This is a genomic window from Spirosoma terrae, assembly GCF_010435915.1.
In the GTDB taxonomy this organism is placed as follows: Bacteria; Bacteroidota; Bacteroidia; order Cytophagales; family Spirosomataceae; genus Spirosoma; species Spirosoma terrae.
Window position 1 is genome coordinate 46,618 of record NZ_JAAFZH010000019.1, and the last position, 26,465, is coordinate 73,082.

The 26,465-nt window shown below is 46.6% G+C and carries 19 protein-coding genes; 6 read left to right on the plus strand and 13 right to left on the minus strand.

Going from position 1 to position 26,465, the window contains the following annotated elements; genetic code table 11:
- Positions 1 to 379: 379 nt before the first annotated feature.
- The 3 genes from GK108_RS27320 to GK108_RS27330 form a co-directional block, all read right to left on the minus strand.
- Positions 380 to 541 carry a hypothetical protein gene (locus tag GK108_RS27320; RefSeq protein ID WP_163954769.1) on the minus strand — a complete coding sequence of 54 codons (162 nt, stop codon included), beginning with the start codon at positions 539 to 541 and terminating at the stop codon, positions 380 to 382.
- Positions 542 to 1,184: 643 nt separating this feature from the next.
- Complete coding sequence (locus GK108_RS27325) at positions 1,185 to 1,676, minus strand: helix-turn-helix transcriptional regulator (protein ID WP_163954770.1); 492 nt, start codon at positions 1,674 to 1,676, stop codon at positions 1,185 to 1,187.
- Between the two features lie 142 nt (positions 1,677 to 1,818).
- Positions 1,819 to 2,634 carry a 2,3,4,5-tetrahydropyridine-2,6-dicarboxylate N-succinyltransferase gene (locus tag GK108_RS27330; RefSeq protein WP_163954771.1) on the minus strand — a complete coding sequence of 272 codons (816 nt, stop codon included), beginning with the start codon at positions 2,632 to 2,634 and terminating at the stop codon, positions 1,819 to 1,821.
- A gap of 1,210 nt (positions 2,635 to 3,844) precedes the next feature.
- Here GK108_RS27330 and gap point away from each other — a divergent pair.
- Complete coding sequence (gap, locus tag GK108_RS27335; protein ID WP_163954772.1) at positions 3,845 to 4,837, plus strand: type I glyceraldehyde-3-phosphate dehydrogenase; 993 nt, start codon at positions 3,845 to 3,847, stop codon at positions 4,835 to 4,837.
- A 53-nt stretch (positions 4,838 to 4,890) separates the two neighbouring features.
- On the opposite strand, the gene trmB is transcribed toward gap, so the two are convergent.
- The 3 genes from trmB to GK108_RS27350 are packed head-to-tail and all read right to left on the minus strand — an operon-like array spanning position 4,891 to position 7,781.
- Positions 4,891 to 5,544 carry a tRNA (guanosine(46)-N7)-methyltransferase TrmB gene (trmB, locus tag GK108_RS27340; RefSeq protein ID WP_163954773.1) on the minus strand — a complete coding sequence of 218 codons (654 nt, stop codon included), beginning with the start codon at positions 5,542 to 5,544 and terminating at the stop codon, positions 4,891 to 4,893.
- Positions 5,545 to 5,546: 2 nt separating this feature from the next.
- Complete coding sequence (locus GK108_RS27345) at positions 5,547 to 6,842, minus strand: bifunctional folylpolyglutamate synthase/dihydrofolate synthase (protein WP_163954774.1); 1,296 nt, start codon at positions 6,840 to 6,842, stop codon at positions 5,547 to 5,549.
- The gene (locus tag GK108_RS27350; protein ID WP_163954775.1) at positions 6,843 to 7,781 is read right to left on the minus strand and encodes an energy transducer TonB; all 939 of its coding nucleotides are present in this window, start codon (positions 7,779 to 7,781) and stop codon (positions 6,843 to 6,845) included.
- 258 nt (positions 7,782 to 8,039) lie between these two features.
- On the opposite strand from GK108_RS27350, the gene menD reads away from it, so the two are divergent.
- The gene (gene menD / locus GK108_RS27355; protein ID WP_163954776.1) at positions 8,040 to 9,782 is read left to right on the plus strand and encodes a 2-succinyl-5-enolpyruvyl-6-hydroxy-3-cyclohexene-1-carboxylic-acid synthase; all 1,743 of its coding nucleotides are present in this window, start codon (positions 8,040 to 8,042) and stop codon (positions 9,780 to 9,782) included.
- A 65-nt stretch (positions 9,783 to 9,847) separates the two neighbouring features.
- On the opposite strand, the gene GK108_RS27360 is transcribed toward menD, so the two are convergent.
- Complete coding sequence (locus GK108_RS27360; protein WP_246225211.1) at positions 9,848 to 10,879, minus strand: tetratricopeptide repeat protein; 1,032 nt, start codon at positions 10,877 to 10,879, stop codon at positions 9,848 to 9,850.
- Between the two features lie 64 nt (positions 10,880 to 10,943).
- Between GK108_RS27360 and GK108_RS27365 the strand changes: the two genes are divergently transcribed.
- Positions 10,944 to 11,192, plus strand: a complete 249-nt coding sequence (locus GK108_RS27365) for a hypothetical protein (protein WP_163954777.1) — start codon at positions 10,944 to 10,946, stop codon at positions 11,190 to 11,192.
- A 106-nt stretch (positions 11,193 to 11,298) separates the two neighbouring features.
- Here the strand turns inward: GK108_RS27365 and GK108_RS27370 are convergent, their stop codons facing one another.
- The 4 genes from GK108_RS27370 to GK108_RS27385 form a co-directional block, all read right to left on the minus strand.
- Complete coding sequence (locus tag GK108_RS27370) at positions 11,299 to 12,510, minus strand: ATP-grasp domain-containing protein (RefSeq protein WP_163954778.1); 1,212 nt, start codon at positions 12,508 to 12,510, stop codon at positions 11,299 to 11,301.
- A gap of 53 nt (positions 12,511 to 12,563) precedes the next feature.
- Positions 12,564 to 14,075, minus strand: coding sequence for a leucyl aminopeptidase family protein (locus tag GK108_RS27375; protein ID WP_163954779.1), 1,512 nt, complete (start codon positions 14,073 to 14,075; stop codon positions 12,564 to 12,566).
- A 33-nt stretch (positions 14,076 to 14,108) separates the two neighbouring features.
- On the minus strand, positions 14,109 to 15,167 hold the full coding sequence (locus GK108_RS27380; RefSeq protein WP_163954780.1) for an alpha/beta hydrolase: 1,059 nt from the start codon (positions 15,165 to 15,167) through the stop codon (positions 14,109 to 14,111).
- A 110-nt stretch (positions 15,168 to 15,277) separates the two neighbouring features.
- The gene (locus GK108_RS27385) at positions 15,278 to 17,134 is read right to left on the minus strand and encodes a M61 family metallopeptidase (protein ID WP_163954781.1); all 1,857 of its coding nucleotides are present in this window, start codon (positions 17,132 to 17,134) and stop codon (positions 15,278 to 15,280) included.
- A 108-nt stretch (positions 17,135 to 17,242) separates the two neighbouring features.
- On the opposite strand from GK108_RS27385, the gene GK108_RS27390 reads away from it, so the two are divergent.
- The 3 genes from GK108_RS27390 to GK108_RS27400 are packed head-to-tail and all read left to right on the plus strand — an operon-like array spanning position 17,243 to position 23,193.
- On the plus strand, positions 17,243 to 20,308 hold the full coding sequence (locus GK108_RS27390) for a tetratricopeptide repeat protein (RefSeq protein ID WP_163954782.1): 3,066 nt from the start codon (positions 17,243 to 17,245) through the stop codon (positions 20,306 to 20,308).
- A 59-nt stretch (positions 20,309 to 20,367) separates the two neighbouring features.
- On the plus strand, positions 20,368 to 22,056 hold the full coding sequence (locus GK108_RS27395) for a TonB-dependent receptor (protein ID WP_163954851.1): 1,689 nt from the start codon (positions 20,368 to 20,370) through the stop codon (positions 22,054 to 22,056).
- 18 nt (positions 22,057 to 22,074) lie between these two features.
- Positions 22,075 to 23,193: an HU domain-containing protein gene (locus tag GK108_RS27400; RefSeq protein WP_163954783.1), complete on the plus strand. Its 1,119-nt coding sequence runs from the start codon at positions 22,075 to 22,077 to the stop codon at positions 23,191 to 23,193.
- A 123-nt stretch (positions 23,194 to 23,316) separates the two neighbouring features.
- On the opposite strand, the gene GK108_RS27405 is transcribed toward GK108_RS27400, so the two are convergent.
- Both GK108_RS27405 and GK108_RS27410 read right to left on the minus strand, forming a co-directional pair.
- Entirely contained in the window at positions 23,317 to 24,180 is an 864-nt protein-coding gene (locus tag GK108_RS27405; protein WP_009282104.1) for a sigma-70 family RNA polymerase sigma factor, read from the minus strand.
- 75 nt (positions 24,181 to 24,255) lie between these two features.
- The gene (locus GK108_RS27410; RefSeq protein WP_163954784.1) at positions 24,256 to 26,382 is read right to left on the minus strand and encodes a polyribonucleotide nucleotidyltransferase; all 2,127 of its coding nucleotides are present in this window, start codon (positions 26,380 to 26,382) and stop codon (positions 24,256 to 24,258) included.
- Positions 26,383 to 26,465: the final 83 nt, after the last annotated feature.

Here is a 26,465-nt window from a genome sequence, read left to right on the forward strand (position 1 = left end):
TATTCCTAACTCAGCCGGCGTCATGAATCGCAAGGTCTGGTGAGGCCGTTCTTGTTGTATTCCGCAAAAATCGAGTGACTCGTCGGGCAGTAAATAATAATCGATCTCGATGCCATAAGCCTACCGATTGTAGTCGTCTACTACATTCAGGGTACGAAACTTATACCCGCCGGTTAAGTTATCCGATGTAAAATTCAGTGACCGCTCCGGCGGTCCGGCAGCACTGATTGCAAGCCGTTGCTTGGGCAGCGGTTCACGTACAGCATCAGGGAGTCGTTTTTTGGCTCGTTGTCTTAAACTTAACACTAACTTTCTGAACAGCCGCCTGACTCGCTTATGATTCGCAAGTTCTCCCTGCTTGCGCAACCGCCGATAAATTTTAAGCCACACCCCAATGCTTATGCCGCCGAGCCAACTGCTCGATCCGGCCGGCCAACATTTTATCCTTGTCTTTAATGACTGCTGGTTCAGCCAGCACATTTCGACTTAGCCCCACCCAACTACAGGCTTTATGTTGACGAATCCGCTTGTGATCAATCATCCATCTTTTGTTAACCGCGCTTATGAACAAAACAGTGTATTTGATCTATCCTTAGCGGGTACATCGATTCATGCCGATTACCTATCTGGGATCTTATATATTACTACGGCCTTTTGAATCCAGAAGTTGTAAAGTGCTGCTATAGTAATAGAATGCTGACAGCAATCTTACTTGAGGTTTACCATATTGTATAGGGTTCAAAGCTTCGCTACTCTTTGCATAAACTTGTGTCCAGTACACCTCCCGAATGTTTCAGAACGTATTGGTTAGCCTTGAGCGGTATTGAAGAAAACGGGTACATTTTGGATTCCAGTAATTTAAAATCTTGAGAACTTAACGTGGAATTTCGATTTAATCCACATAGATATCAACAAGTTATCCACGTGGAACACTAAAGTGTTGCTTTACAACGAGTTATGTTTTTTGTGACCAAAACCCCCTTAATTAGCTGTATAAGGGCTTTTTTATGATTTTAGGTTTACCTGTTAATCCGAGGAGTAGTAGTGGTCAAGTAAAACTTTACTGTATAAATAGCACTAGAATACCCTATTTATTTTGTATTAATATCATATGTTTATTTATTTATATAAAATGGATTGTTACTGACAACAATACGGTAGTAATGATCAAAAAAAACTACTTGTTAGGCTGTTGGTGTATACTCTTTAAATGAACCATCTGTGTAGAAAATCAGAATTCGCTCTACCCTTTTTTCTGTTGAAGGGGCGACTGTTTCAAGCGGCTCTGTATGTTCTACTATCGGCTGATTCTGTGGTAAACTTGGAGGAATTTCGTTACGTTGGCTACGTATACCAATTGGTTGTGTCGTTGAATAGGTTATACCTGGATTAAATCGATCTGGAACAGGTCGATTTACAGAGTTGGGTACTGCCCGGTTTGAAAAATTAGGCGCTGTGGAGGGTGGTATAAGCTGGTTATCCTCCTCCATAATCCATTCATAACCCAGCTCTGGAAAACGACGGATTATTTTCTGAATAATATCAAAACTAGGGCGATTACGGCCGGATAGTATGTGTGAAATACTAGAGCGTTGTACTCCTATTTCGTCAGCGAAATAAGATGGTGTTAAATTCTTATCAATAAGAATCTGTTTAATCTTGTCATTTATACTCATTGGCCTACGTAACATGTAATTCAATTACAAATATAAATGTATAGTTACGGGGTTAATTTAAAAAAACCAAGCACAAATGTTAATTAAAATTACAATTAACATTTGTGCTTGGTTTGATTGGTTCAATTTAACGGTTACTCTTTTAAACTGTTACGTTGTTTTCACGCAGTGCTTCATTCAGTGATGTTTTTAAATCGGTAGACTCCTTACGCTGGCCAATAATGATGGCACAAGGTACGTGAAATTCTCCTGCAGGAAACTGTTTAGCATAACTGCCGGGGATTACTACCGAATTAGCAGGAACATAGCCCTTGTATTCAACGGGTTTAGTACCAGTCACGTCAATAATTTTAGATGAACCTGTAATGGTTACCCCAGCGCCTAAAACGGCCCGTTTGCCAATATGGGCCCCTTCCACTACAATACAACGTGAACCAATGAATGCACCGTCTTCTACAATAACAGGAGCAGCCTGGGGGGGTTCCAATACACCGCCTATGCCTACTCCCCCACTTAGATGAACATCTTTGCCAATTTGTGCGCAGCTGCCAACAGTTGCCCATGTATCCACCATCGTTCTTTCATCGACGTAGGCACCAATGTTTACGTAAGAAGGCATTAATATAACACCTGGTGCCTGAAATGATCCGTATCGAGCCACGGCTGGTGGCACAACCCGGACCTTAGCTTCCTGAAAATTAGTCTTTAGAGGAATTTTGTCATGGAAAGAGAAAATGCCTACTTCTTCAGGCTTCATCTGTTGACTTACGAAATAAAGAAGTATGGCTTTTTTTACCCACTCATTAACGGTCCAATTCGACGAATCAGCTGAAGGTGGAGTTGCTACTCGGAGCTGTCCCTTATCTAATTGATTTATTACTTCCTGAATAATCTCGATAGAGCCTGGGTCTTTCAATAGCTCTCTATTTGCCCAAATCTCTTCAATTTTACTGCTCATTTAATTAAAGTTAAAGTTTATAGATATTATTATAAATTGCTGAATAACTGATAGTTAACTATTTTCGCAGAATATTATTTTGTAGTATAAAGATATTATATACTCATTTCTATTTCCTGCTTCAAAGGTATAAAGACGACGCGTATAGTTGAAATATATGGGTTTATTTTTTTCTGAAAGATTTATCGCCTTGTATGTCTGAAGATATGATATAGATTTCTTAGTGCATAAATAATGCCACACTTACTCCTCTGAAATTGGATCGGTTTGTCAAGCCAAGATTTGATGTTGGGATTGTAGCTGACCCAATCCTGTATTATCAGCAACTGGGCCGAGACACCCCTTCCCACGTGCTGTTCGACTAATTATAAGTCGTTCTAGACCTATGCAACAACCATACGTTCTACTATACGTGGTCCCATCTATTAAACGATGCTCTTAAATGATTAATTAGTGAAAGATAGATTTAGCTTTTGTGTGCTGCGTTTAGGTGTAGATTTAAATGCCGTTAATTAGTATATCTCTCTACATCTTATAATGCGCTCTAAAGTGAGCTACTTAATTAATTCGTTATCTTTTTTTAACTCACTAATTCCTTTGCATACAATTAGGCTTGTTTTGTCTGTAATGCAGTTTTACGGCTATTGGTAGTGAGCAATTGTATTGAGTGATTAGGTTATTTCAAGCGAAGTTGCATGAAGTGGGTATCCTGACAATAGATTTGGAAGGAAATTTGATTGTTCAAGCCCTGGTGTAAACGATGGTGATTATAAGCCACACCAGGGCTGATATTTTCGCTCTTAAGAACTACTAAAACGCAGTTGAGTGAACAACGGTTCTTTTCACTCAGAATAAGCCATACACTTCATCGTAATCATCTAATTAGTACTTTACTCCTGCTAAGGAATCAAGTAATTGTCAATTAGAAGGTTTATTTAGCAATAGTTATTTCATATTAACTAAACTAATTAAGCCTTCTCTTTAGTAATTCTATATTATTAGCAATATTATTAGTATATTTAGCTAAAAGTTTAGTTTTACTAACGTACTTTAGCTAAATTAGCAATAAATACTAATAATTCTGCTAAATTACTTCTCTATTACTAAAATATGCTACTTTTAATACTAATGCTAATTATAGAAACACTAAATAGCCCTTCCCTATTTAATATGTATATTTGCCCTTGAAAAACAAACCTATTTTTAGTTCATGGAAAAAATACGCGTTGCTATCAACGGCTTTGGTCGGATTGGACGACTCTCTTTCAGACAATTACTTGCTAAGGAAAATATTGAGATCGTCGCCATAAACGACTTAACAGACAATGCGACGTTAGCCCACCTGTTAAAATACGATTCTGTACATGGTAAGTTTTCGGGTGAAGTTGCTTCAGACAATGACAGCATCACTGTAAACGGAAACAGAATTAATGCGTATGCTGAGCGCGATCCCAAGAAATTACCCTGGAAAGAATTAAATGTAGACGTAGTATTAGAGTCGACAGGCAGATTCGTAGATGAAGCTGGCGCAGGACAGCATTTAGAAGCTGGTGCTAAAAAAGTTATCATCTCCGCTCCTGCTAAAGGTAATATTCCTACTGTAGTATTGGGCGTAAACGATGATACTCTGACAGGAGAGGAAACTATTATCTCTAATGCTTCCTGCACAACAAACTGTCTGGCTCCAATGGCTAAAGTTCTGGACGATGTGTTCGGTATCGAGAAAGGATACATGACAACAATCCACGCCTATACTGCCGATCAGAATCTACAGGATGCTCCTCACTCCGATCTACGTCGCGCCAGAGCGGCTGCCTTATCCATCGTTCCTACATCAACTGGAGCTGCTAAAGCCGTTGGCTTAGTTCTTCCTCAGCTGAAAGGTAAATTAGATGGGAACGCATTACGGGTGCCAACCCCAGATGGATCGCTTACCGACCTGACTGTCGTTTTAAAACGTCCAGCATCAATCGAAGAGATTAACAATGCCATCAAAGAAGCTTCTGAAGGCGCTCTAAAAGGCTATTTAGAATATACGAGTGATGAAATTGTTTCGATTGATATTGTAGGTAACCCTCACTCCTGCATATTCGATTCTAAATTGACAGCCGTGAATGGTAATCTGGCCAAAGTTGTTGGCTGGTACGATAATGAATTCGGCTATTCGAGCCGGGTAGCGGATTTAATCGCTAAATTATTCTAGTCTATACGACTTTAGAGTAACCAAAAGGGGGCCTACAGGCCCCCTTTTTATATTTATATTCTACACTGCAGGTAGTTAATTGTAAATCCTTTGTCAAAAAACAGCTGCTCGTATTTGGTTTTAATCCCCAAGTGAATATCATTCAACTCAGAGTGGTATAGATCAGTTGTCGACTGTAAATCGTTACAACCAGCTTGTTGAACCTGTTCCAGACTATAAGCAAACAATTCTGGGTTATCTGTTTTTAAGTGTAACGTACCACCTGGAATCAATAAACTCCTGTAAATAGATAAGAAACGAGGATGAGTAAGTCGGTGTTTCTCCTGTTTAGGTCTCGGTTGTGGATCTGGAAATGTAATCCAGATTTCATTTATCTCCCCCTCCTGAAAAAATTCATTTAAGTAATTAATATCAGTACGTAGAAACGCTACATTTTGGAGATTCCGCATCTGGGCAATTTTAGATCCTCTCGCTATACGATCTCCTTTGATGTCAACACCAATAAAATTACGATCAGGAAACGCTCCACCTAACCCAATTGTATACTCCCCTTTACCGCAGGCTAGCTCCAAAACAATTGGATTGTCGTTTGTAAAATACTCACGTCGCCAATTTCCTTTTATAGTTTTGTAAATAGGCTTCCCTGACTCAATTACATTTGTACTAACTGAATTATGAAGAAAAAATTGATGCTTTCTACGTGTCACAATTATAAATTGATTAATTCGGCAATGTGAAAGTTACTACCAGTAATCAGGATAAGGTCATCGTCAATTGAATCTTGTAATGCTGCGCTAAGTGCCTGATTTACATCAGAAAAAGTATTTCCAAACCTATTTTCTGTGTTAAATTCCATTTGTAAATCAGCACTAGATAATGATCGTTGTGAATCGAATTCACAAAAGTAAAATACTGAATTTACAGGAAATAAGCTGATTACATTTGTTCTTTCCTTATCAGCAACCAGAGCAACGATTATTCGTAACGTAGCAAACGTCAGCGATTTAATTGACAAAAATAAAGCAGCCAATCCAGCCTGATTGTGGGCTGTATCGACAAGTACACGGGGGTTAAATTGAAGCGTCTGAAAGCGTCCTTTCAGCCCTGTTAGATAGACAACAGTCCGTAACCCACTTTGTATAGCTTCTTGCGAGACAGGCCATTTTTTTTGTAAAACATCGACAGTTGCCAGTACTCCTGGCAGATTGCGTAATTGATAGTCGCCCAACAGATCGAGTAGAATATCCGCTTCGCTAACGTCCTCAATTCCTGATTTGATAATCTGTATCTGCCGCAAGCCGTTTTCAACTCCCCTATCCTGAATGAGAAATCGCTCGTCAGCAAACATAATAGGCGCGTTAACCGAACGGGCGATTTCTACAAAAACTGGCGCCGTCTCTGGGTTAGTCTCACCAACAATAACGGGGATTGACTCTTTAATAATACCCGCTTTTTCCCGCGCAATCTGTGGTAACGTATCCCCCAGTATTTCGGTATGATCAAAACCAATGTTGGTAATAACCGAAGCCAGTGGCGTAATAACATTCGTAGAATCCAGACGCCCTCCCAGCCCTACTTCAATAATGGCTAGATCAAGGGATTGCCGGGCAAAGTAATCAAAGGCCATGGCCACTGTTACTTCAAAGAATGACGGTTCAATTGATTCGATTAATAGCTGATGCTTACGAACAAAATCCGCTACGTCCTCCTCCGCTATTGGCTGCCCATTTATACGGATCCGCTCGGTAAATGATTGTAGATGGGGGGACGTATAGAGGCCAACCCGATACCCCGCCGACTGGTAAATAGCCGCCAGCATATGCGATGTGCTGCCTTTACCATTCGTACCGGCGACATGAATACTAGGGAATTTATGTTGCGGATTCCCCAGTGCCGAACAAAGCTTGAGGGTATTGTCTAAACCAGGTTTAAGGGCCTTGGGACCGATTCTGTGAAAAACGGGGAGCCGACTATAGAGGTAGTCGATTGCTTCCTGATACTGCATTTACTTGGATGTGATAATAAACGTAATAGTACCTGTTGCCGTGGGTGGTGTAGCTCCGCCCTTAGGCCGCAACTGCAACCGTTGTACAGCCTTGCGATATACATCACTAACCGCAGGGCTGACCGTACTTTGTAATTGCTGAATACGGGTTATATGCCCCTCGTCATCCACGGTTATTTTAAAAACAATTTTTCCGGTTTCATCCGAGTTATCATTTACACTCGGACGACTCGCCATAGACCAGCCTGATACGTCAAAGGCTACGCCTGTAGCCGATCCACCGGGAGTTCCATATAAGCTTTTCGCATCAATTTTACCGTTGGGGTTTCCTTTATCACCTACACCACTGGCATCGTCGCCGTTGTTATTTCCACCCGTACCCGATGCTTTTCCGACCGTTCCATTCGATCCTCCCCCGCCTGACGATTTTTTAAACACCGCGTCATTATTCACCGTTTCTACTTTCTTTGGCGGTGCTGGTGGGGCTGTTTTTTCAACGGGAGCCGACTTTGTATTTTCTACCCGCTTCGGCTCAGGCCGTTCGGGTGTTGTAACAGGGCTTTCGGCCTTACTGGCAATAATTGGTTTTTCGGTGGCCGTCTTCGCCGGTTTAGCATCCTCAATTTTAGGCGTTGGAGTTGGTCTGCTACGTTCCAGCTTCGGCGTCGTATTTATTTTAGGATTTGGTCGCTTTTCTGCGGCTTTAACGTCTTCAGGGTTTGGGGAATCAGATGCTTTATTATACGTCTGGATACGCCCGCTTCCACGCGCATCGGTACCAAAGTTTACCTCCACAAATTGAATAGGCGGTGGAGTCGGTACTGATTGTGACAGATGGACCAATAATAAAATAGCAATCAGGACAACGTTGATAATAACGGCTCCTGCTAACGATTTTAGCTGAATTTCGCCCTCGTTATCGAATAAGATGCGGTTCATGTTGACTAATTTTTCGTTACTATAACGTTAGTATAAGTCGGTTCGTTTATGGCGAATGCCTCTGTAGATAGAATTATGCGCAAACACAAGCTTATTTTAGGAAGAATAATACCTATGCGACGGCATTGATCGACAACGGCTCATTTTTTCTCAAACAGATAGCTTGTAAACAAAGTAACATAAAATCTATGACAGATAGTCCGACCAGCCGCTTTTCAATGGTTATGTTTGCATACCCAATGCGTAAATTGATTGCTTATGCCCGTTCTTCAGCCCATTGTTTCAATCGCCGAGCTCCTCGTTCAGAAAGGCATTACCCACGTACTAGTATCTCCCGGCTCCCGTTCAGCTCCATTAACGCTGGCCGTTGCCCGACACCCACGCTTGCAGGTACGTGTGATGGCTGATGAACGCTCGGCTGGTTTTGTAGCCCTGGGTATGGCTCTTCAAAGTGGAATCCCGACAGCCATCATCTGTACATCAGGCAGCGCCGTGTATAACCTGGCCCCGGCTATAGTGGAAGCCTATTTCCAGCAGGTTCCGCTGGTTGTTCTGACTGCCGATCGGCCGCACGAATGGCTATACCAACAGGACGGGCAAACGATTGATCAACGTACCATTTTTGGATCCCACGTAAAGCGGAGCTATGACCTACCCGCCGACTATACTCATCCTGATTCTCGCTGGTTTATTGAACGGACCGTTAATGAAGCGATTGGCCTGAGTCAATCACATCCCAACGGCCCGGTGCATATCAACGTACCGTTGCGTGAACCGTTTTACCCTGCTTCCGACGAATCATTTCAGTACGAGCGAGTGCGGCTTATCGATACGTTACCCGCTCAACCAACACTTGCCACCGAAGCCTGGCATCAACTCCTTCAGGAATGGGAACAAACGGAACGGATCATGATTGCTGTTGGTCAACACCCACATAGTACGGCCTTACTGACGGTCTTCCATAAACTCTCCGATGAATGGGGTATACCGGTTATTGGCGAAATCACGAGTAACATTCCACGCAATGGTTTATTCATTACCCAAACCGATACCTTTTTATCCGGTATGGATGAACCAACTGCCCGTGAACTTCGCCCCGACCTGCTAATCACGCTGGGCAACTCATTTTTGACCAGAAACCTTAAAACTTTTTTTCGTCAGTTTCCAGCTACCCGTCACTGGCATATTCAACCGTCGGTCGATCGCCTTACGGATTCATTTCAAAGCCTGACAACCCTCATTCCTGCCGATCCGCTGGCGTTTTTTGAGAAACTTTTTTCAGACATTGACTACCAGCGGTTCCTGCAAGGGGATGACGACGATGACTCGCATGAGTACCTCCATCGTTGGCAATCAATGGACCAGCAGGCCGCTAAACTGGTACATCAGCAACTCTCGGGAGACACTCCGCTGACTGACTGGTCGGCCGTCATGACCATTCTTGAACAGCTACCGAACCAGTCTATTCTTCATCTGGCGAACAGTATGCCGGTTCGCTACGCGAATTTATGCGGAGTCCATGAACAGCAACAGATCAGCGTTTTTGCCAACCGGGGGGTCAGCGGTATCGATGGGTGTCTAAGCACGGCGGTTGGCGCAGCCCTACGTACCGATAAAATTGTTACGGTATGTATTGGCGATGTCGCTTTCTTTTATGACCGGAATGCACTCTGGTCGGCTCCTGTTCCGGCTAATCTTCGGATTATCCTGCTAAACAACGACGGCGGCCATATTTTTCGAATGATTGACGGGCCAGGCCGTCAGCCTGAACTGGAAACGTATTTCGAAACCCCCCATGGCTATACAGCCCGAAATACCGCCGATGATGCTCAACTCGATTACCTGACGTGTGACTCACTGTCAGTTTTAGCATCACTCCTACCCGACTTTTTTGCTACCTCCCCCAAAGCAAAACTACTGGAGGTAACGACCGACAAAATCAACAATCAAAAGCAGTTTATCCACTATAAAGAAAAACTAAAATCTATCCATCAGCTATAAACTACAACTACAGTTATAGTTTATAGCTGCCCATTTTCCGGTAGTGTAGACTTAGAGCGACCCTTTCATTTACATTGATCGCTGTAGGCTTTACGAGCCAGCTCATCGCCTGCCAGTTCGCCACGCTTCCAGGCCTCACACGCCCCCGTTTTGTTCCCAGTCCCAGATTCCGCTAGTCCTAGATAATAATAGAGTTGCTCGACAGTAGCGTCGAGTTTTTCAGCCTGCCGGAATTCGGTCAGGGCTTCTTTCGCCTTATTCCCTTGCAAGTGATAAATCCCCAGACTACGATGGGCCCACGCATTAGCAGGATCGATGCGGATCGATTCCTGAATGAAAGGCAAGGCGGCCTCTCGTCGATTGAGCATGAGCAATAAATATCCTTTGTTATTCAGGTAATAGGGCTGAGCAGGTCGTACCGATAAGGCGCGCTCTACGTATTCCAGTGCCTCATCATATTTTTTTTCCCGCGCCAGCAACAAACTCTGGTTGTTCAGGGCCGCGTCCTGTTTCGGATTGATGCGTAATGCGCTGGTGATATCCAGTCTGGCCTCGTTATAGGCTTTCTGACTGAAATACAAAGCGCCCCGATTCGTTAGGGCCTCCACATTAGCCGGATCAAGTTGCAAGGCACGATCATAAGCGGCCTGGGCCTGTGACGTATTGTTTAAGCGAACATAGGCATCACCAAGCCGAGTCTGGTAAAATGTCGAATCCTTATACTCCTTTTCGATCCGTTGCAGATCAGCTAAACTACCGGCAGCATCGCCCGTTTCCATCAGCACGTCGGCCCTGTTCAGGTAAGCCGCTCCAAAATCAGCATCGGCTTCAATGGCACGCGTGTAGTCTGCCAATGCTCCTTCCCGATCGTCGTTCCTAAACTTTGCCAATCCACGATTATTATAGGCATCGGCAAAATCAGGCTTTTTATCCAGCGCTTCTGTGTAAAACCGAATCGCTTCTTTATACTCCCGTTTCTGTAACTGAACATTCCCCCGTAGAAAAAATTGAGCGGCCTCATCCGTCTTATCCGCACAACTAGTTCCCCAAAAGGCTACGTTCAGCAAGAGAACGGGCAAAACAAACGGTCGAACCATTGTCTTTTTTACCTTTGCACAAATGGTACTCTTTTCACCCAACATATTCGTTTTCACAACAATCATGCGCTTTGTTCAGGACATTCCTCACCCCCACTTCCGAATTGGCTTGTATGCCTGGAACAGCAAATATATAGTGAAGATTGAAGCCGGTCCGTATGAACAGACCTATAAAATCAGCGAAATGGACATTACCGAGCCCGATGAGGTGCCAGCCATGCTGGATGACTTGTTCCTGGAACGTGTCGCGAATCGATTCCGCGACATGGATCAGGACTGGCAGGAAACCGGCGAACGTAACGGCGTTATGTAACAGTTTATAGTGTATGGTTCATCGTTTATGGTTTACGGCTTTAATGTCCTGTCACCCGAACGATAAACCATAAACAAAAAACCATAAACTATAAACCTCCCAACCCTCAACTCGTTGGTTTGTCAGGTAGTGGGGCTGATGCGTGGAATTCCGTGTAGATACGATGCATATAGGTGTCCATGAGCTCCATAATGCGGGCCTGATTATCGGAACGGACAATCAGCCCAACATGATAGTCCCGGTTTAGACGCCACCATATTTCCGGCTCCGTGAAAACCGACACGTCAGGCCACTGCTGACGAGCGAGCGATATGATTAAACCAGCGTAATGAGGCTCATCGGCCGGAACCTTGTAGGGTTGATTGCTGGCAACGGCATTTTCCAGGATTGCCCATTCCCGCCAAAGATTAATGCCCGACGCGGCTTCAACCAGTTCGGCAATGTGGGCACCGCCAACCCGGGATGCTGTTTCCAGGAAATACAACTCGCCATCATGCTCGCTACGTATATATTCTGAGTGAGAGGCACTATGACGCATCCCAAACGCCTTCAGCACATTAGTATTTAGCTGCTTCAACGCTTCCGTTTCTTCCGTATCGAGTGGTAAATTAACGGTTCGAAACACGCCCCCACCGTGGGCCACTTCCATAGGGGTAGCCAGATACTGACTAGCCCGCGTAAATACTACGTTACCGTCGTACGACAGCGAATCGACATGGTACACGCGGCCCGGCTTGAACTGCTCGATCAAAAACTCATGTCGGTGGTCACCCAGTGAGTGAATAACGTTCCAGGCTTCCTCCAGTGACTGAACTTTTCGAATGCCCGTAGCCGACGCTTCTGAACGCGGTTTCAATAACCAGGGTGCTTCTGTTGATCGTAAAAATTCGGTAATAGCTTCATCATTGACTAACGAGCTAAACGCCGGTACGCGGATACCGTCGGAGGCAGCCCGCATCCGCATCGCTAATTTGTCCCGGAAAAAACGGGCGGTTGTCTGGCCCATCCCCGGAATACGAAACGTTTCCCGAATCAGGGCTCCTTTCTCTACGTCAAAATCATCCAGGGCCACCACCCGATCTATTTTACGAGTGCGCATGACGTGGGCCAGCCCCAGTATCATCTCATTGAGACTCTCCGTATCATTGCTGGGGGAGTTGAGAAAAAAGAATTCGTCAATAGCTTCCCGGGGCCACGCCTTTTCCGCTAACTTCTGATCCGTGAGCAGGTAAACGGTGTTGCCGAGTTCCTTACAGGCTCTCATAAACTCCTCCCCTTTAAAATAAGTGGCAACGCACAGGAATGTCAACGCAGGCATATAAGTAATCGATTAAATGATGAAAACCCGTTGGTAATGATGGCTGTTTGTCGCTATTGGTTTGCCCCCAGATGCTGCAAATAATCAATCAGCAACCGGATTCCAAAACCAGTTGCATTTTTCTGACTCCCAAATTCAGTATCGGCAAAGGCCGTACCGGCAATATCCAGATGGGCCCAGGCCGGATGAAAGCGCTCCTCGCCCGCTTCGTCCTCGTTACGTTCCGTAAAGACCTCCAGAAACTTAGCCGCACTGATCGACCCGGCTATGGGTTTACCGCTAAAATTTTTCAGATCGGCCACGTCGGATTTAATGTCTTCCGTGTAAGCATCCCACAACGGTAACCGCCAAAGCCGCTCGCCTGTTTTATCCCCCGACGCGATCAGTTGAGCTGCCAGTTCGTCATTTTGCGTAAAAAGTCCGGCGGCATGATACCCCAGTGCCGAAATTACACTTCCTGTTAGTGTAGCCAGATCAATTACTATGTCGGGGCGGAAGTTACGTACCATATACCCCAATCCATCAGCCAGAATGACACGCCCTTCGGCATCCGTATCGATCACTTCGATCGTTTTGCCGGTATACGATTGAACCACATCACCCGGCTTCGTGGATCGTCCGTCAATACTGTTCTCGGTTGACGGCACAATGCCAATCAGATGCACCGGCAGATTAAGCTTTGCCGCTACCTCAACGGTACCCAGTACGGCTGCTGCCCCGCCCATATCACTCTTCATCAGGTGCATATTGTTCGAGGTTTTGATCGAAACACCACCAGTATCGAACGTAACGCCCTTACCAACCAGCCCTACTACGGGCCAATTTTCATTACGTCCAGACGCAGTCGGTTTGTGCTCGGCAATAATCAGTACGGGTGGTTTCTCACTTCCCTGACTCACACTAAGCAACGCCCCTAACCCCTGCCGCTCCAGTTCCGGTTTGTCCAGTACGGTTACCGCGTAGTTATAGTTCTTACCAGACTTAATGGCCCAATCGGCCAACGTCTGTGGGCTTTTGTGACTGGCTGGTGCATTCATAATATCCAGCATGGCGGTCTGAGTCTGCGCGATTGCTTCGGCTCTGGCCAGGGCCGGCATGGCTGTTTCCAGCATACCAACGTCGGTTAACAGTGTTAACTTACCCTGTTCGCTATATAAACCGGTCGTTTCCTGTTTACCTGTCTTGTATAAGCCAAGATCATAGCCTCCCATACGGATACCGATCACGACCGGTTCTACTACGTTACCCTCAACACCACGAAGGTCGACCAGAACCTCCTGCGGCCATTTGTTCTTCTCCGAAAAAAATAACTTTCGGAACGCCTTTAACCAATCCATCGATACCGGCGATTTTCCAAGCCCTAGCAACACAAATCGGTTTCCGTCGGCTCCATACATCGACAGTGTTTCATTCCGATCGGCTTTAAAATCACGTTGAAGCACCGTTTCCGGTACGTTAATTCGTCTGGCAATGACTGCTAATGAATCACTGAGATCGTCTCTTTTCAGCACTGGAATCACCTCAGCAGCTACGGATGTATACGTAGTTTGGGTTATAATCTGCATAATAAATAATGTCCCTCTAATTGGTCTGACAAGTTAATAAAATAGCCATTCCAGCGCAGCCGTAAACTCGTGTCCCCAATCGGATTCGCTGTGTTTACCAGCCGGGTTAATCGTCAACTGAACCGCAACCGACTGCTTCGTTCCCGCCAATTCCAGATTGTTGACAAAGTGTTTCAGCGACGAAACCATATACCGCGATTCGCTCCCCCCGCCATATACGTACCATTTCGACGGATAATCACGAGGCCCACGTCGGGTATCAGTCTGAAGATTTGGTGCTGCCCAGAAGGAAGGCGAAAAGACCAGCAGCCGACCAAATACGTTCGGATAGAGTAAGCCCCCATACGTAGCCAATAAGCCGCCCATCGAACTACCACCTAAACCGGTAGCTGTTGCTGCCGATTGAGTACGATAGGTTTGATCAATATAAGGTTTCAAGGTACTGATGATGAAATCAAGGTAATGTCGGCCATCGCCGGTGCCAGCCATCATAACATCGGGAGTAAATTCCTGAACCCGTTTCTCTCCCCCATGATCAATAGCCACCACGATAACTTCATGATGATGGCGGGACGCCAGCACCGCCATTCGCCGATCGATCTCCCAACTGCCATAGTCAGAACCAGCTCCTATCAGATTCTGGCCATCCTGCAAATAAAGCACGGGATACCGTTTTGTGGATTGCTCATAATCGTACGGGAGGAGCACCCGCACCCGACGCGTGGTTTGTAGTTGTGGAACGGAAAAATCAGTCTGGTCAAATCCCAACCGGGGTTGAAAAGCCGGATTGAACGAGTGTCCATTCCAGCGCCAGTGCGGTACATAGTCTCTTCGTACGCCCCTTTTTTGTTTTGTTCGCCGATTTGGGGGCACATCACCCGCCCCATCCAGTTCCACCTGGTCCCAACCGCCCCGTGTGTACTTATAGTTCAGCACATCCGGCCATTCCACATCCACGTCCAGTACGTAGTACCCGTCGCCTACTTGTTGCATCCGAAAAGGCTCCAGATCTGGATACCAGTCGCAGAAATTTCCGGCTACATAAACCGGTCGTTCGTCAGAAACAGGGGTAGTTAATTCGAAACGTAGCAAGGGATAATGGGTTGGTATACCAGCAATGGATCAAGGTAAGTAAAGTAATCAAAAAAACGGGTCAGCATTCAAGCTGACCCGTTTTTTTAAGCGTATTAATGAAAAACTCATTAGTTGATGTACAGCCATTTCCTGAATAACGCTTTCTGCTCCGGTGTCTGATTCGGTAAAAACTCCAGCCGATAGCTAACCAGCGGATTCTGGATAAGCGTAATGGGTAATTCCCGAAGAACTCCGGCCCGGTTAACCAGTACGTTAATCGTTTCCCCCACGTTACGACCACTAATCAGACGGAGCAGATCGTCGCCCACCCGAACGCTATCAACGGCCAGAATTTCATCACCGACATTCAGCCCATCCTGATAAGCCGCCGATCCACGCCGAACACTGGACACGGTCGATTTACCACCCGAAGGGGTTATAGCCGCACCCAGAAAACCGTCCTGCGTTTTAGCGGCTACATTGGTCAGTTTTAATCCTACCGGTTCAAAATACGCGTTATAATCAATCGGGTCGGCCGAATTCACTCCGATGGCAAAAAAATCGTCGAGCTTACGACCGGCAATCTGTTCGGCTGCTTTCCGAAACTCATCGTCGGTAAAACCACGCTTTAGTTTTTTGTAATACTCATTATAGAGAAGACGCATCAGGTCATCCATGTTACGTTCTCCTTTACTACCAGCCAGAATAGCCAGGTTCAGCAGTGAGCCCAGTACGCTCCCCTTACTGTAATACGAAATCGTTGTGTTCGACGAATTTTCGTTGGGACGATATCCCTTAATCCAGGCATCCCAGCTCGACTCAGCGGCCGACTGAACCCGAACACCCGGTTGATTTTCAATGCCGGTAATGTCGTTGGCAACAATATTCAGATAGGTTTCAGGCGTATGGAAACCCGCCCGACGTAGAATGTAATCCTCATAGAACGACGTACAGCCTTCCGACAGCCAAAGCATGTGGGTATAATTCTCATTGTCGTAATCGAAGGGACCAAGCGCAATTGGCCGAATCCGCTTTACGTTCCAGAGGTGAAAATATTCATGCGCAACCAGAGTCAGAAAACCCTTGTAATTGGTTTCGGTAGCGTAAGCGTTCCGATACGTCTCCAGGGTTGTAGAGTTGAGGTGTTCAAGCCCACCGCCCCCCTGTGGAATATGATGAACAATAAACGTATAATGCTTGCAGGGATGCTCCCCAACAACCGTCGCGGCCGTTTCGCATACCCGCTTATAATCGGCGGCCAGTTTTGTTTCATTATAGTCGACATCGCCAAACATAGCTACCGTATGAGGAACCCCCGAGGCTGTAAATGAAAACGTACGCTGATTACCGATCTCAATGGGCGAGTCGACCAATAGGTCGTAATCGGGCGCTTCATAGGTATTGGCATTACCCGTAACAGGTTCAAGCGCCGTGGTCACTACGTTCCAGGCTTTGTACGGTTGCACCACCACCCGATGCGGGATCGTCTTCAGCGCATCCAGATACATAAATACACTGGCGGGCGTTACGTAGCCATGATCGATATCCACAAAACTAGTACGGACAGTCAGTTCGTTGGCATACACCCGATACCGGATCGTCAGATTATCTTCGGTCGACGATACGCGCCAGGCATTCTTCCTGATTTTTTCGCTACGTACCGGTTTGCCATCTACCGACGCCACAAAGGCCTCGACGTTTTTTGCGTACTCCCGAATCAGGTAGGAACCGGGTGTCCAGACGGGCATTTTTATATCGACGTATCCGTTTTTCTTGGCGTTTGTTGCTGAAGCTATATTTTTGAGCTGCATTTCCACCTCGAAATAGTGGGTCTGTGGCTCAGGCATCGACAGAACGTAGGTAATCGCGGGTTGAGGAGCTGGCGGGTTGTCTTCGTTCGCCAAGACAGGCACAGCAATTACTCGAAAAGAGACAAAAAATGTCCAGACAGTAAGTAAATACAGCAGCCGGGCGTTTTTTTTCATACGGAAACAGGAATACCTTCGTTTTTTGTCCAGAATTGACCTGATATTTGTCAATTTGTCGGCGAAGCTACGACTCAATCCAAGCATTCACAACCGTTACTTTCGTTTATGCCCTATTCAGATACCCAGCTGGGCCAGCACCAGACGTTCCGTTTTATACCGGATCGGCTTATGTTGTCCCTGATTATTGGGATACTTACCACCTTATCGGCTTCGGCCCAGCGTACCCAAAGTTATTCAGAACCCGATTATCACTATCGAAACGGCATGGAGCTGTTTGAGCGTAATAATTACGCAGCTGCTCGCTATGAATTTCGGCAGTATCTGGAACCCAGACGGGGCGATGGCACCCGCACCTTGCTAAACACCAGCGACCAGCATGCGGTAGATGCCGAATATTACATTGCCCTCACCAGCCTGTATATCGACGAGCCGGGTGCTGAGGTGCTGGTCGATCGGTTCGTTAAAAATCACAGTGAACACCCAAAGGCAGGGCAGCTTTACGGTGATCTGGGAACGTATTATTATACGCGTCAGGATTACAGTAAAGCCATTACGTTTCTGGAAAAGGCCGTTACCCAGAGCGGGAGTAGCAGCCGTCAGCTGGCTTATAAATACCAGTTGGCCCTCTCCTATTATAATACGCAGGATCTGCAACGAGCCCTACCGTTGCTGAATGAGGTAAAAACAGACCCCAGCTCGCCTGATGCGCCGGCAGCCTCTTACTACGCGGGGGTTATCAATTTCCGGAATAAGAATTTTAATGAGGCTGTTGCCGATTTCCGGCGGATTGAAACCAATCCAACGTACCAGAATCAGGTTCCGAACTGGATTGCCCAGGCACTCTATCGGCAGCGACGATTTGATGATCTGCTGGCCTATACGGAACCGCTGCTCCGTCGTACTAACGGAGCGGGCTTAAGCGAAGTCGCTCTGTTTACCGCGGAGGTGTATTATCAGCAAAATCAGTTTGCCAAGGCTATTCCGTATTATAAGCAATATATCAATGCGTCAGGGGTCAAAGCTCCTGGTGCTGTGAAGTTTCGGTACGGACAATCCCTGTTCCGGACAGGTGCCTACAACGACGCGATTGCCCAGCTAAAAACCCTCGCGGGGGGCAAAGACACAACGGCACAGTACGCGGCTTACACGCTGGGGGTTAGCTATCTGCAAACGCAAAACCCTACCTATGCGCTGAACGCCTTCGATCAGGCCGGGCGGTTATCGTTTAACCCAGCCATTCAGGAGGAAGCCCGCTTTAACCATGCGAAGCTACAACTGGATCAAAATAATGGCGCGGATGCGGTGAAAGAGTTGACCGCTTTCCTGAAACAGTATCCCAACAGTAAGTTTGAGAATGAAGCCAATGAACTCGTTGGCGAGGCTTATTTTGTGTCCAACAACTACCCCGCTGCCATTGCGTACATTGAAGGATTAAAACGGCGTACGTCTAAAATTAACGCTACGTACCAACGGCTGACCTACAACCAGGGGGTTAGCGATTTCAACGCCGAACGGTATCCGAAGGCGGTTGCTAACTTCGATAAGTCGCTTAAGTTTCCGGTCGACAACGAGCTTCAGCAGGCGGCTCAATTCTGGAAGGCCGAATCTTATTCAGCCGGGAAGCAATACGACACGGCAATTCCTCTGTATGCCAGCATTGCCAAAAGCAGCGCTGGAGACTATGCCGATAAAAGTCTGTATGCCTTAGGGTATGCCTACTATAACAAAAAGGATTTTGCCCGGGCCCAAACCTACTTCCGGGATTTTGTTAGCCGGGGAACCGGCGATAAAGCACAGCTACAGGATGCTACGGTACGGCTGGCGGATACGTATTTTGCAACCAAGCAATACGAAAATGCCATGAAATATTACGATCAGGCCATCGCGCAGAACGCGCCGGATAAAGATTATGCGTCCTATCAGAAAGCCGTGATCTTGAGCTACGTGGGCCGCGACAGCGAAGCGAAAGCGATGTTTGATCAGGTTCAGCGTCAGTATCCGAATTCACGTTTTGTGGATGAAGCCCTGTTCCAGACGGCCAATGTCGACTTTGAAAAAGGGTCGTATCAAGTTGCTATTCGTGGCTTTTCAAAACTGATTGATGGCAAACCTAACAGTAAACTGATACCAGCCGCCTTATTGAAACGAGCCATTGCGTACGGTAATATTCAACAGTACGATCCGGCCATTGCGGATTACCGACGTATTCTGAGCGATTTTGGCGACTCCGAGCAGGCACAAAGTGCGTTATTAGGTATTCAGAATACGCTGAATGATGCGGGTCGGCCCGAAGAGTTTTCGCAGGTACTGGGTCAGTACAAAAAAAGCAATCCGTCGAGCACGGATGTGGAGCGCGTGCAGTTCGATAATGCCAAAAATATCTATTTCAACCAGAAATACGATCAGGCCATTCAATCGCTGCTGGCCTTTATGCAGGAATATCCGGCCAGTCCCAACACCAACGAAGCCCGCTTCTATCTGGCCGAATCCTACCGTCAGACGAACGATTTAGCCAACGCACTCCGGTATTATTACCTGATTACAGCCGACAATCGATCCGATTTTCTGGTGCGTGCCGCTACTCGGGCAGCCGAAATTGAGAGCAAACAAAAAAACTACGCCCGTGCTATCCGTAATTACCAGATCATCGTGGCCCGATCAACCAATAAAGCCGATCAGGTGGCCGCTCAGCTGGGTATGATGGATACATACTTTGCCATTCCTAAAGCTGACTCAGCAGGCGTAATCGCCCGTGAAGTACTCGCAGCGGGCAACGTTGTGTCAGGAGCGCAGAACCGAGGTCAGTTAATGCTGGGTAAAGTAGCATTTTCAAAAGGCGACTACAAAACGGCCCAATCGGAATTCGAGAAAACGATTGCGCTGGCGAAGGATGTCAACGGTGCGGAAGCTCAGTATTACCTGGGTGACATTCTGTACCGGCAAAAAAAATATAAGGAGTCAGTTGCTACGTTACTGAAATTCAACGCTGATTTCAGCGAATTCGAATACTGGAAAGGCAAAGCCTTTATTCTGGTTGCCGATAACAACATCGCCCAGGATGAACTGGCCCAGGCCAAAGCCGTATTGAATTCCATTATCGAAAACTCTTCCGAAGAAGCCATCATCGCTGAAGCGAAACAAAAGCTGGCCAGTCTGGAAAACAAAAATTAACCCGTCTCATGTCTGATGCGGAAATTTACAGTCTGCATCAGACATCATACATACCCCGTATGATTCACCCTATTCGCCCCCTGCTCACGCTCTCCTTTTTGTCGCTGTCGGCAACCTTGCTGGCCCAACAGCCAAAACCTACTCGCCCAGCCAAAGAGGGAGAAGTGGATAACCAGGAAATTACTGTCGAAAAAAACAGAAAGATCGAATTGCCACCGGCCAACCGTCTTTTCAATAAAATTCAGTCGCTGAAGCCATCCGCCGAGCAGCGGAAGCTCACCTATGAATTTGAAGACCGAAAACTAACCGTTGGCGATCCTCGCATAACGCCCGGCGTTTTGTCGCCAGCCACGACGCAGCCAGACGATAATCCCGCCTTTAACAATTATGTCAAACTCGGCGCTGGTAACTACAGTACGTTCTTTGGCGAAGGCTTTGTGGGTATCAATAACCTGTCGAACCTTTCCCTGGAAGGATCGCTCCGTCATTTATCGTCCGCTATTGGCCCGGTAGACGGCAAGAACTCCGCCCAAAGTGATACCCGATTAAATGTTACGGGAAAATACCTGGCGGATGCGTTCAAGCTCCAGGCCGATTTGGGATACGACCGGAACGCCTTCAATTTTTACGGCTACAGCCGTGAATACGCTACGTCTCCGTCGTTTAATCCTGACCTGCTCAAACAACGGCTGAACACGGTCAATTTTCGGCTCGGCATAGAAAACGCCAATTCCGACAATACCATCGATTATTCGTTGAAGACAGGAATTACCTCCCTACGCGATCGCTTTAATGCATCAGAAACCGATTGGGGCACGAACCTGAACGCGTCGTTGGGCATTACCGATAACGTTTTTGCGCTGGTAGCTGCCGATGCCTACGTAACGCAACGATCTGACGGCTCAATTGTCGATAACCGGAATCTGTTCCGGGTTAAGCCAACGTTTAAATACACATCATCTTTATTCACGATCACCGCTGGTATTAATGCCGTCAATCAAACCGACAAGCGACAGAATATTAACAACACCCGCGCTTTTCCGGTACTGGATATTGACGTAGTGCCCGTAGCCAACATTCACTTCTTTGCGGGTGTCGACGGCGATATCAACCGAAACACACTACGCTCATTATTAAGCGAAAACAAGTGGCTGGCTCCACAAGTACTTTTAGTTAACACCGTTAAGAGCCTGGATATCTACGGTGGGTCGAAAGGAAGCCTTGGTGGCGGTTTTTCGTATGAGGGCAAAGTCTCCTATGCCAGTTACCGTGATTTTTCGACGTTCAACAACACCTACCCCGACACCACCAAGTTTTTTGTGCTGTACGATGGTGGAATTTCGCGCATTTTAACCATCTCCGGACAGCTAGGTTATTCCGTGAAAGATAAATTCCGGTCAACCCTAAAAGGGGATTTCTTCCGCTACGGTCTGGATCGGCTGGAGGAAGCCTGGGGGCGTCCTCAATTCGCTGGAACCTGGTCTAATTCGTACATCCTGAACAAAAAATTATTTATTACGGCTGATTTGTATTTTTATGAGGGCATCAAAAACAAAAACTTCACTTCCAACGTCGTCTATACGCTGAAACCGATCTACGATGCCAACATTAAAATTGACTATTTCCTAGGAAAACAGGTATCTGCGTTTGTTTCGTTAAATAATATCTTTAGCCAGAATTATCAGCGGTATTTGTATTATCAGTCACAAGGCCTTAACTTTCTCGGCGGAATTAGTTATTCATTCTAACCGCCAACAAGATTTCCTATGGCTTCCGTTAATGACTACCTGAAAAAGTTGCTGTATCAGTATGACTGTGTTGTTGTATCTGAGTTGGGGGCTTTTCTAACCCACTATCAACCGGCATCCTTTGCGGAAACCAGCGGTCTTTATCTCCCCCCTCGCAAGCGGGTAGCTTTTAATGAAGCACTCCGTCTGGACGATGGGATTTTAGCCAACTATATTATGCTTCATGAGCCACTTACCCGTGAGGGTGCTCAGCGGCATATAAGCCAGTTTGTTACGTTGCTACGGCAGCAGGTTGACCAGACTGGCCGTTTTGAACTGGACGGCATTGGCACATTTACCCGTAACGATGAAGGTCGGCTTCAATTCGACCCAAGTCTTCGGCATAATTTTTTCGGTGAAGCCTATGGAATGAGTGCGATTTCGGCACAACTGGTTGCAAAAGAAACGGAGCAACAACTCGCTATCGAAGCCATACCGGTAACCGCTGTTGGTCCACACATACCTCAGGAAGAACTTGTTTCCGTAGAACCTTTGCCGGTTAGACGCTCCTACTGGCGAATTGCGGCAGCAGCCCTGCTCATTGGCTCATTGGGTTTGTTTAGTTATTCGTCTGTCGTCAAACAAGGCCAGTCGCAACAAAGCAGCCTGACACCATCCAATTTATTCAGGCTTCCCGCTTCTTTTTTGGATCGTTCTACGGCCGATAACGCGTCAACAACCTCTGCAACACCCGTTTCGTCTCCGCAGGTACGTACCACATCAGCCAGTACGCCAGTTGTAGAACCAAAGCCGGTTGCAGAACCAGTCATTGTGGCTGAAACGAAAAAAGACTTTATAGAAGCAGAACAGGTAGCTAAAGCACCTGAAGAGATAGCCAGCGCAGCTGTAAAACCAGTTCATAAATTACCTCATTACACAGTTATTGCGGGTAGTTTCTCCAATAAACGTAACGCGTTGCGGTTTAGAAAACAGTTGAGGAAAGCTGGTTATACGGATGCCTACGTAATAATGCCCGAACAGAAAGGCCAGTTATATAAAGTAGCGGCTGCAGGCTCTACAGTTCGTGAAGAGGCTGTTGCCCAAATGAATGCTATCGGCAAAGTGGCAGGTACTGAGCCCTGGCTATTTAATAACTAGTTCATTCATAGCCGAACAAAACGAAAGCCAACCCAGTGGGTTGGCTTTCGTTTTGTAATACTCTATAAACAAAAACGGCTCCCACTTTCGCAGAAACCGTTTTGCACATACAAACAGGACCGTTTAGCCTAAATACGTCTTCAATGCCTTCGACCGGGAGGTGTGGCGCAGGCGACGAATGGCTTTTTCCTTTATCTGGCGAACCCGTTCACGGGTCAGATTGAATTTTTCACCTATCTCTTCAAGAGTCATGGCGTGTTCGCCATTCAAACCGAAGTAAAGCGTAATAACATCGGCTTCACGTTGTGTCAACGTTGACAGCGCCCGTTGTACTTCTTTACGTAGTGAATCGTTGATCAAACCTGAATCAGGCTTATCCTCACCATCGTTCTCAAGCACGTCGAGCAGGCTGTTTTCTTCACCCTGAACAAATGGTGCATCCATCGACACATGGCGACCTGAAATTTTCAGCGTATCAACAACTTCGGCAGCAGAAATTTCAAGCACAGCGGCCAGCTCCTCTGGAGATGGCTCCCGTTCAAATTTCTGTTCCAGGTCTGAAAACGTTTTCGATATCTTGTTCAGCGAGCCTACCCGGTTGAGCGGCAATCGAACAATCCGCGACTGCTCTGCCAACGCCTGTAGAATCGACTGACGAATCCACCAAACGGCATAGGAGATAAATTTAAATCCGCGCGTTTCATCGAAACGCTGAGCGGCCTTAATTAGACCCAGGTTACCTTCATTGATCAAATCGCCCAATGAAAGGCCCTGATTTTGATACTGTTTCGCTACCGACACGACGAATCGTAAGTTAGCTTTCGTTAAGCGCTCCAGTGATAGTTGATCACCTTCGCGAATTTTCTGAGCTAGCGTTACTTCCTCATCGGGCGTAAGCAAATCTACCTTACCAATCTCCTGCAAGTACTTGTCTAACGACTGACTTTCGCGGTTGGTAATCTGTTTTGAAATTTTTAGCTGTCTCATGATACGTTGCCCCGAGTCGGGTGGCTATATAACGCTAACTTTTGACGTTGCATTACACAAAAAAGTAACAATCACTTACGCATTTTTGTTCTCTGGCTTGGGCAGAAGAACTTTACGGGATAAGCGATATTTTCCAGTCTTTTTATCTATGTCCGTCAATTTCACGGTTACTTCCTCCCCTACCTGCAATACACCGTCCATTGACTCAAGACGTTCCCATTTAATCTCGGAAATATGCAACAGACCGTCTTTACCTGGCATAAATTCGACGAAGGCACCAAATGGCTGAATAGTTTTCACCTTGCCAACGTATACTTCGCCAACTTCTGGCACAGCAACAATTCCCTTCACCCGTGAAACGGCTTTGTCCATGCTTTCCTTGTTGGTAGCAAAAATGCTGACCCAACCTGCATTATCGTGTTCGTCGATATTGACAACGGCACCGGAATCTTTCTGAATATCCTGAACCACTTTACCACCTGGTCCAATAACGGCGCCAATCTGGTTCGTATCAATTTTAATAACGATAGCCCGGGGAGCATGTGCTTTCAGATCAGAACGAACTTCAGCAATACCTTTCGCCATTTCGCCCAGAATATGCAGACGCCCCTGACGAGCCTGTTCTAATGCCTGCGCCAGCACTTCGTACGATAAACCGTCTACTTTCAGGTCCATCTGGCAGGCAACGATTCCTTTTTCAGTTCCCGTTACCTTGAAATCCATATCGCCCAAATGGTCCTCATCGCCAAGAATATCCGACAGGACAGCGTACTTTTCACCGTCAGAAATCAGGCCCATGGCAATACCAGCCACAGGAGCCTTGATTTTAATCCCGGCATCCATCAGCGCCATCGTACCAGCACAAACGGTTGCCATCGACGACGAACCATTCGATTCCAGAATATCGGAAACGATACGAATCGTGTATGGATTTTCGGCCTCTGGTGGTAATACTTTCTTTAGGGACCGGTGCGCCAGATTACCATGACCGATTTCACGGCGGCCAGCACCCCGGTTAGGTTTCACTTCACCCGTTGAGAATCCGGGGAAATTGTAATGCAGCAGAAATTTGCTATACCCCTGGAACATCGCCTGATCAACGATCTGTTCGTCCACTTTCGTTCCGAGCGTAACAGTTGTCAACGATTGAGTTTCTCCACGTGTGAACAACGCTGATCCGTGCGGTCCTGGTAAATAACCCGCTTCGGTCGATATCTGCCGAATTTCATCCAGTTTACGACCATCCAGCCGAACCCGTTCATCCAATACCAGCCGTCGAGACGCTTCCCAAACCAAATCGTGAAAATACGTCTTAATCAAGCTCGTATTTACGTCTGATCCTTCGGGGAACGTAGCCAGGTATTCCTCCTGCACTGCTTTAAAGCCTTCGGAACGTCCTTTCTTAACCGGATTTTGTCGACGAGCTACGTCGTAGATTTTATCGTAGCAATAGGCCCGAACAGCCGCACGCAGTTCTTCGTCGTGCGTTTCGTGATTATATTCACGCTTAACCGTTTTGCCAACCTTTGCTTCCAGCTCTTTTTGTGCCTGGCATTGCACTTTAATGGCTTCGTGGGCGACTTTCAACGCTTCCACGACTTCGGCTTCTGAACATTCGCTCATTTCGCCTTCCACCATACAAATATCTTTCTCCGTAGCAGCAACAATTAAATCGAGCGTAGCCCGGTCGATATCGGCTGTTTTAGGGTTGATTTTATATTCACCGTCAATTTTAGCGACCCGAACTTCCGAAATAGGGCCGTTGAAGGGTATATCAGAAACGGCCAGGGCCGAAGAAGCAGCTAACGCAGCTAATGCATCAGGCTGAACTTCTGGATCTGCCGAAATTAACGTAATGATTACTTGGGTATCAGCGTGGTAATTATCAGGGAAAATTGGGCGTAATGCACGATCGACCAGCCGACTGATCAGAATTTCGTGATCGCCTAAACGCCCCTCACGACGCTGGAAACTACCAGGAATACGCCCTGCCGACGCAAATTTCTCCTGATAATCAACGGAAAGTGGAAGAAAATCGACTCCTTCCTTCGCTTCTTTACTTGATACGACCGTGGCCAGTAACATCGTATCGCCCAGTCGTACAACCACCGCGCCGTCGGCCTGTCTGGCCAGTTTGCCGGTTTCGATGGTAATTTCTCGCCCGTCGGGCAGTGCAAGGGATTGCGTGGTGATTTGAAACATACAACAGATTTTGAATACGCCCTCTACAGCTTTACCGCTAGTTTCGATCAGCCTTAATGCTAATCGTGTATAAACCTCTTTTA

What these genes read in the sequence shown, in the direction of transcription:
- GK108_RS27400 (WP_163954783.1), top strand. Translation starts at nt 22,075, where the DNA reads ATGGCTTCCGTTAATGACTACCTGAAAAAGTTGCTGTATCAGTATGAC.
- GK108_RS27395 (WP_163954851.1), top strand. Translation starts at nt 20,368, where the DNA reads ATGATTCACCCTATTCGCCCCCTGCTCACGCTCTCCTTTTTGTCGCTG.
- GK108_RS27320 (WP_163954769.1), bottom strand. Translation starts at nt 541, where the DNA reads ATGATTGATCACAAGCGGATTCGTCAACATAAAGCCTGTAGTTGGGTG.
- GK108_RS27350 (WP_163954775.1), bottom strand. Translation starts at nt 7,781, where the DNA reads ATGAACCGCATCTTATTCGATAACGAGGGCGAAATTCAGCTAAAATCG.
- GK108_RS27410 (WP_163954784.1), bottom strand. Translation starts at nt 26,382, where the DNA reads ATGTTTCAAATCACCACGCAATCCCTTGCACTGCCCGACGGGCGAGAA.
- GK108_RS27325 (WP_163954770.1), bottom strand. Translation starts at nt 1,676, where the DNA reads ATGAGTATAAATGACAAGATTAAACAGATTCTTATTGATAAGAATTTA.
- gap (WP_163954772.1), top strand. Translation starts at nt 3,845, where the DNA reads ATGGAAAAAATACGCGTTGCTATCAACGGCTTTGGTCGGATTGGACGA.
- GK108_RS27405 (WP_009282104.1), bottom strand. Translation starts at nt 24,180, where the DNA reads ATGAGACAGCTAAAAATTTCAAAACAGATTACCAACCGCGAAAGTCAG.
- GK108_RS27390 (WP_163954782.1), top strand. Translation starts at nt 17,243, where the DNA reads ATGCCCTATTCAGATACCCAGCTGGGCCAGCACCAGACGTTCCGTTTT.
- GK108_RS27360 (WP_246225211.1), bottom strand. Translation starts at nt 10,879, where the DNA reads ATGGTTCGACCGTTTGTTTTGCCCGTTCTCTTGCTGAACGTAGCCTTT.
- GK108_RS27370 (WP_163954778.1), bottom strand. Translation starts at nt 12,510, where the DNA reads ATGCCTGCGTTGACATTCCTGTGCGTTGCCACTTATTTTAAAGGGGAG.
- GK108_RS27330 (WP_163954771.1), bottom strand. Translation starts at nt 2,634, where the DNA reads ATGAGCAGTAAAATTGAAGAGATTTGGGCAAATAGAGAGCTATTGAAA.
- GK108_RS27345 (WP_163954774.1), bottom strand. Translation starts at nt 6,842, where the DNA reads ATGCAGTATCAGGAAGCAATCGACTACCTCTATAGTCGGCTCCCCGTT.
- GK108_RS27375 (WP_163954779.1), bottom strand. Translation starts at nt 14,075, where the DNA reads ATGCAGATTATAACCCAAACTACGTATACATCCGTAGCTGCTGAGGTG.
- GK108_RS27385 (WP_163954781.1), bottom strand. Translation starts at nt 17,134, where the DNA reads ATGAAAAAAAACGCCCGGCTGCTGTATTTACTTACTGTCTGGACATTT.
- menD (WP_163954776.1), top strand. Translation starts at nt 8,040, where the DNA reads ATGCCCGTTCTTCAGCCCATTGTTTCAATCGCCGAGCTCCTCGTTCAG.
- GK108_RS27365 (WP_163954777.1), top strand. Translation starts at nt 10,944, where the DNA reads ATGCGCTTTGTTCAGGACATTCCTCACCCCCACTTCCGAATTGGCTTG.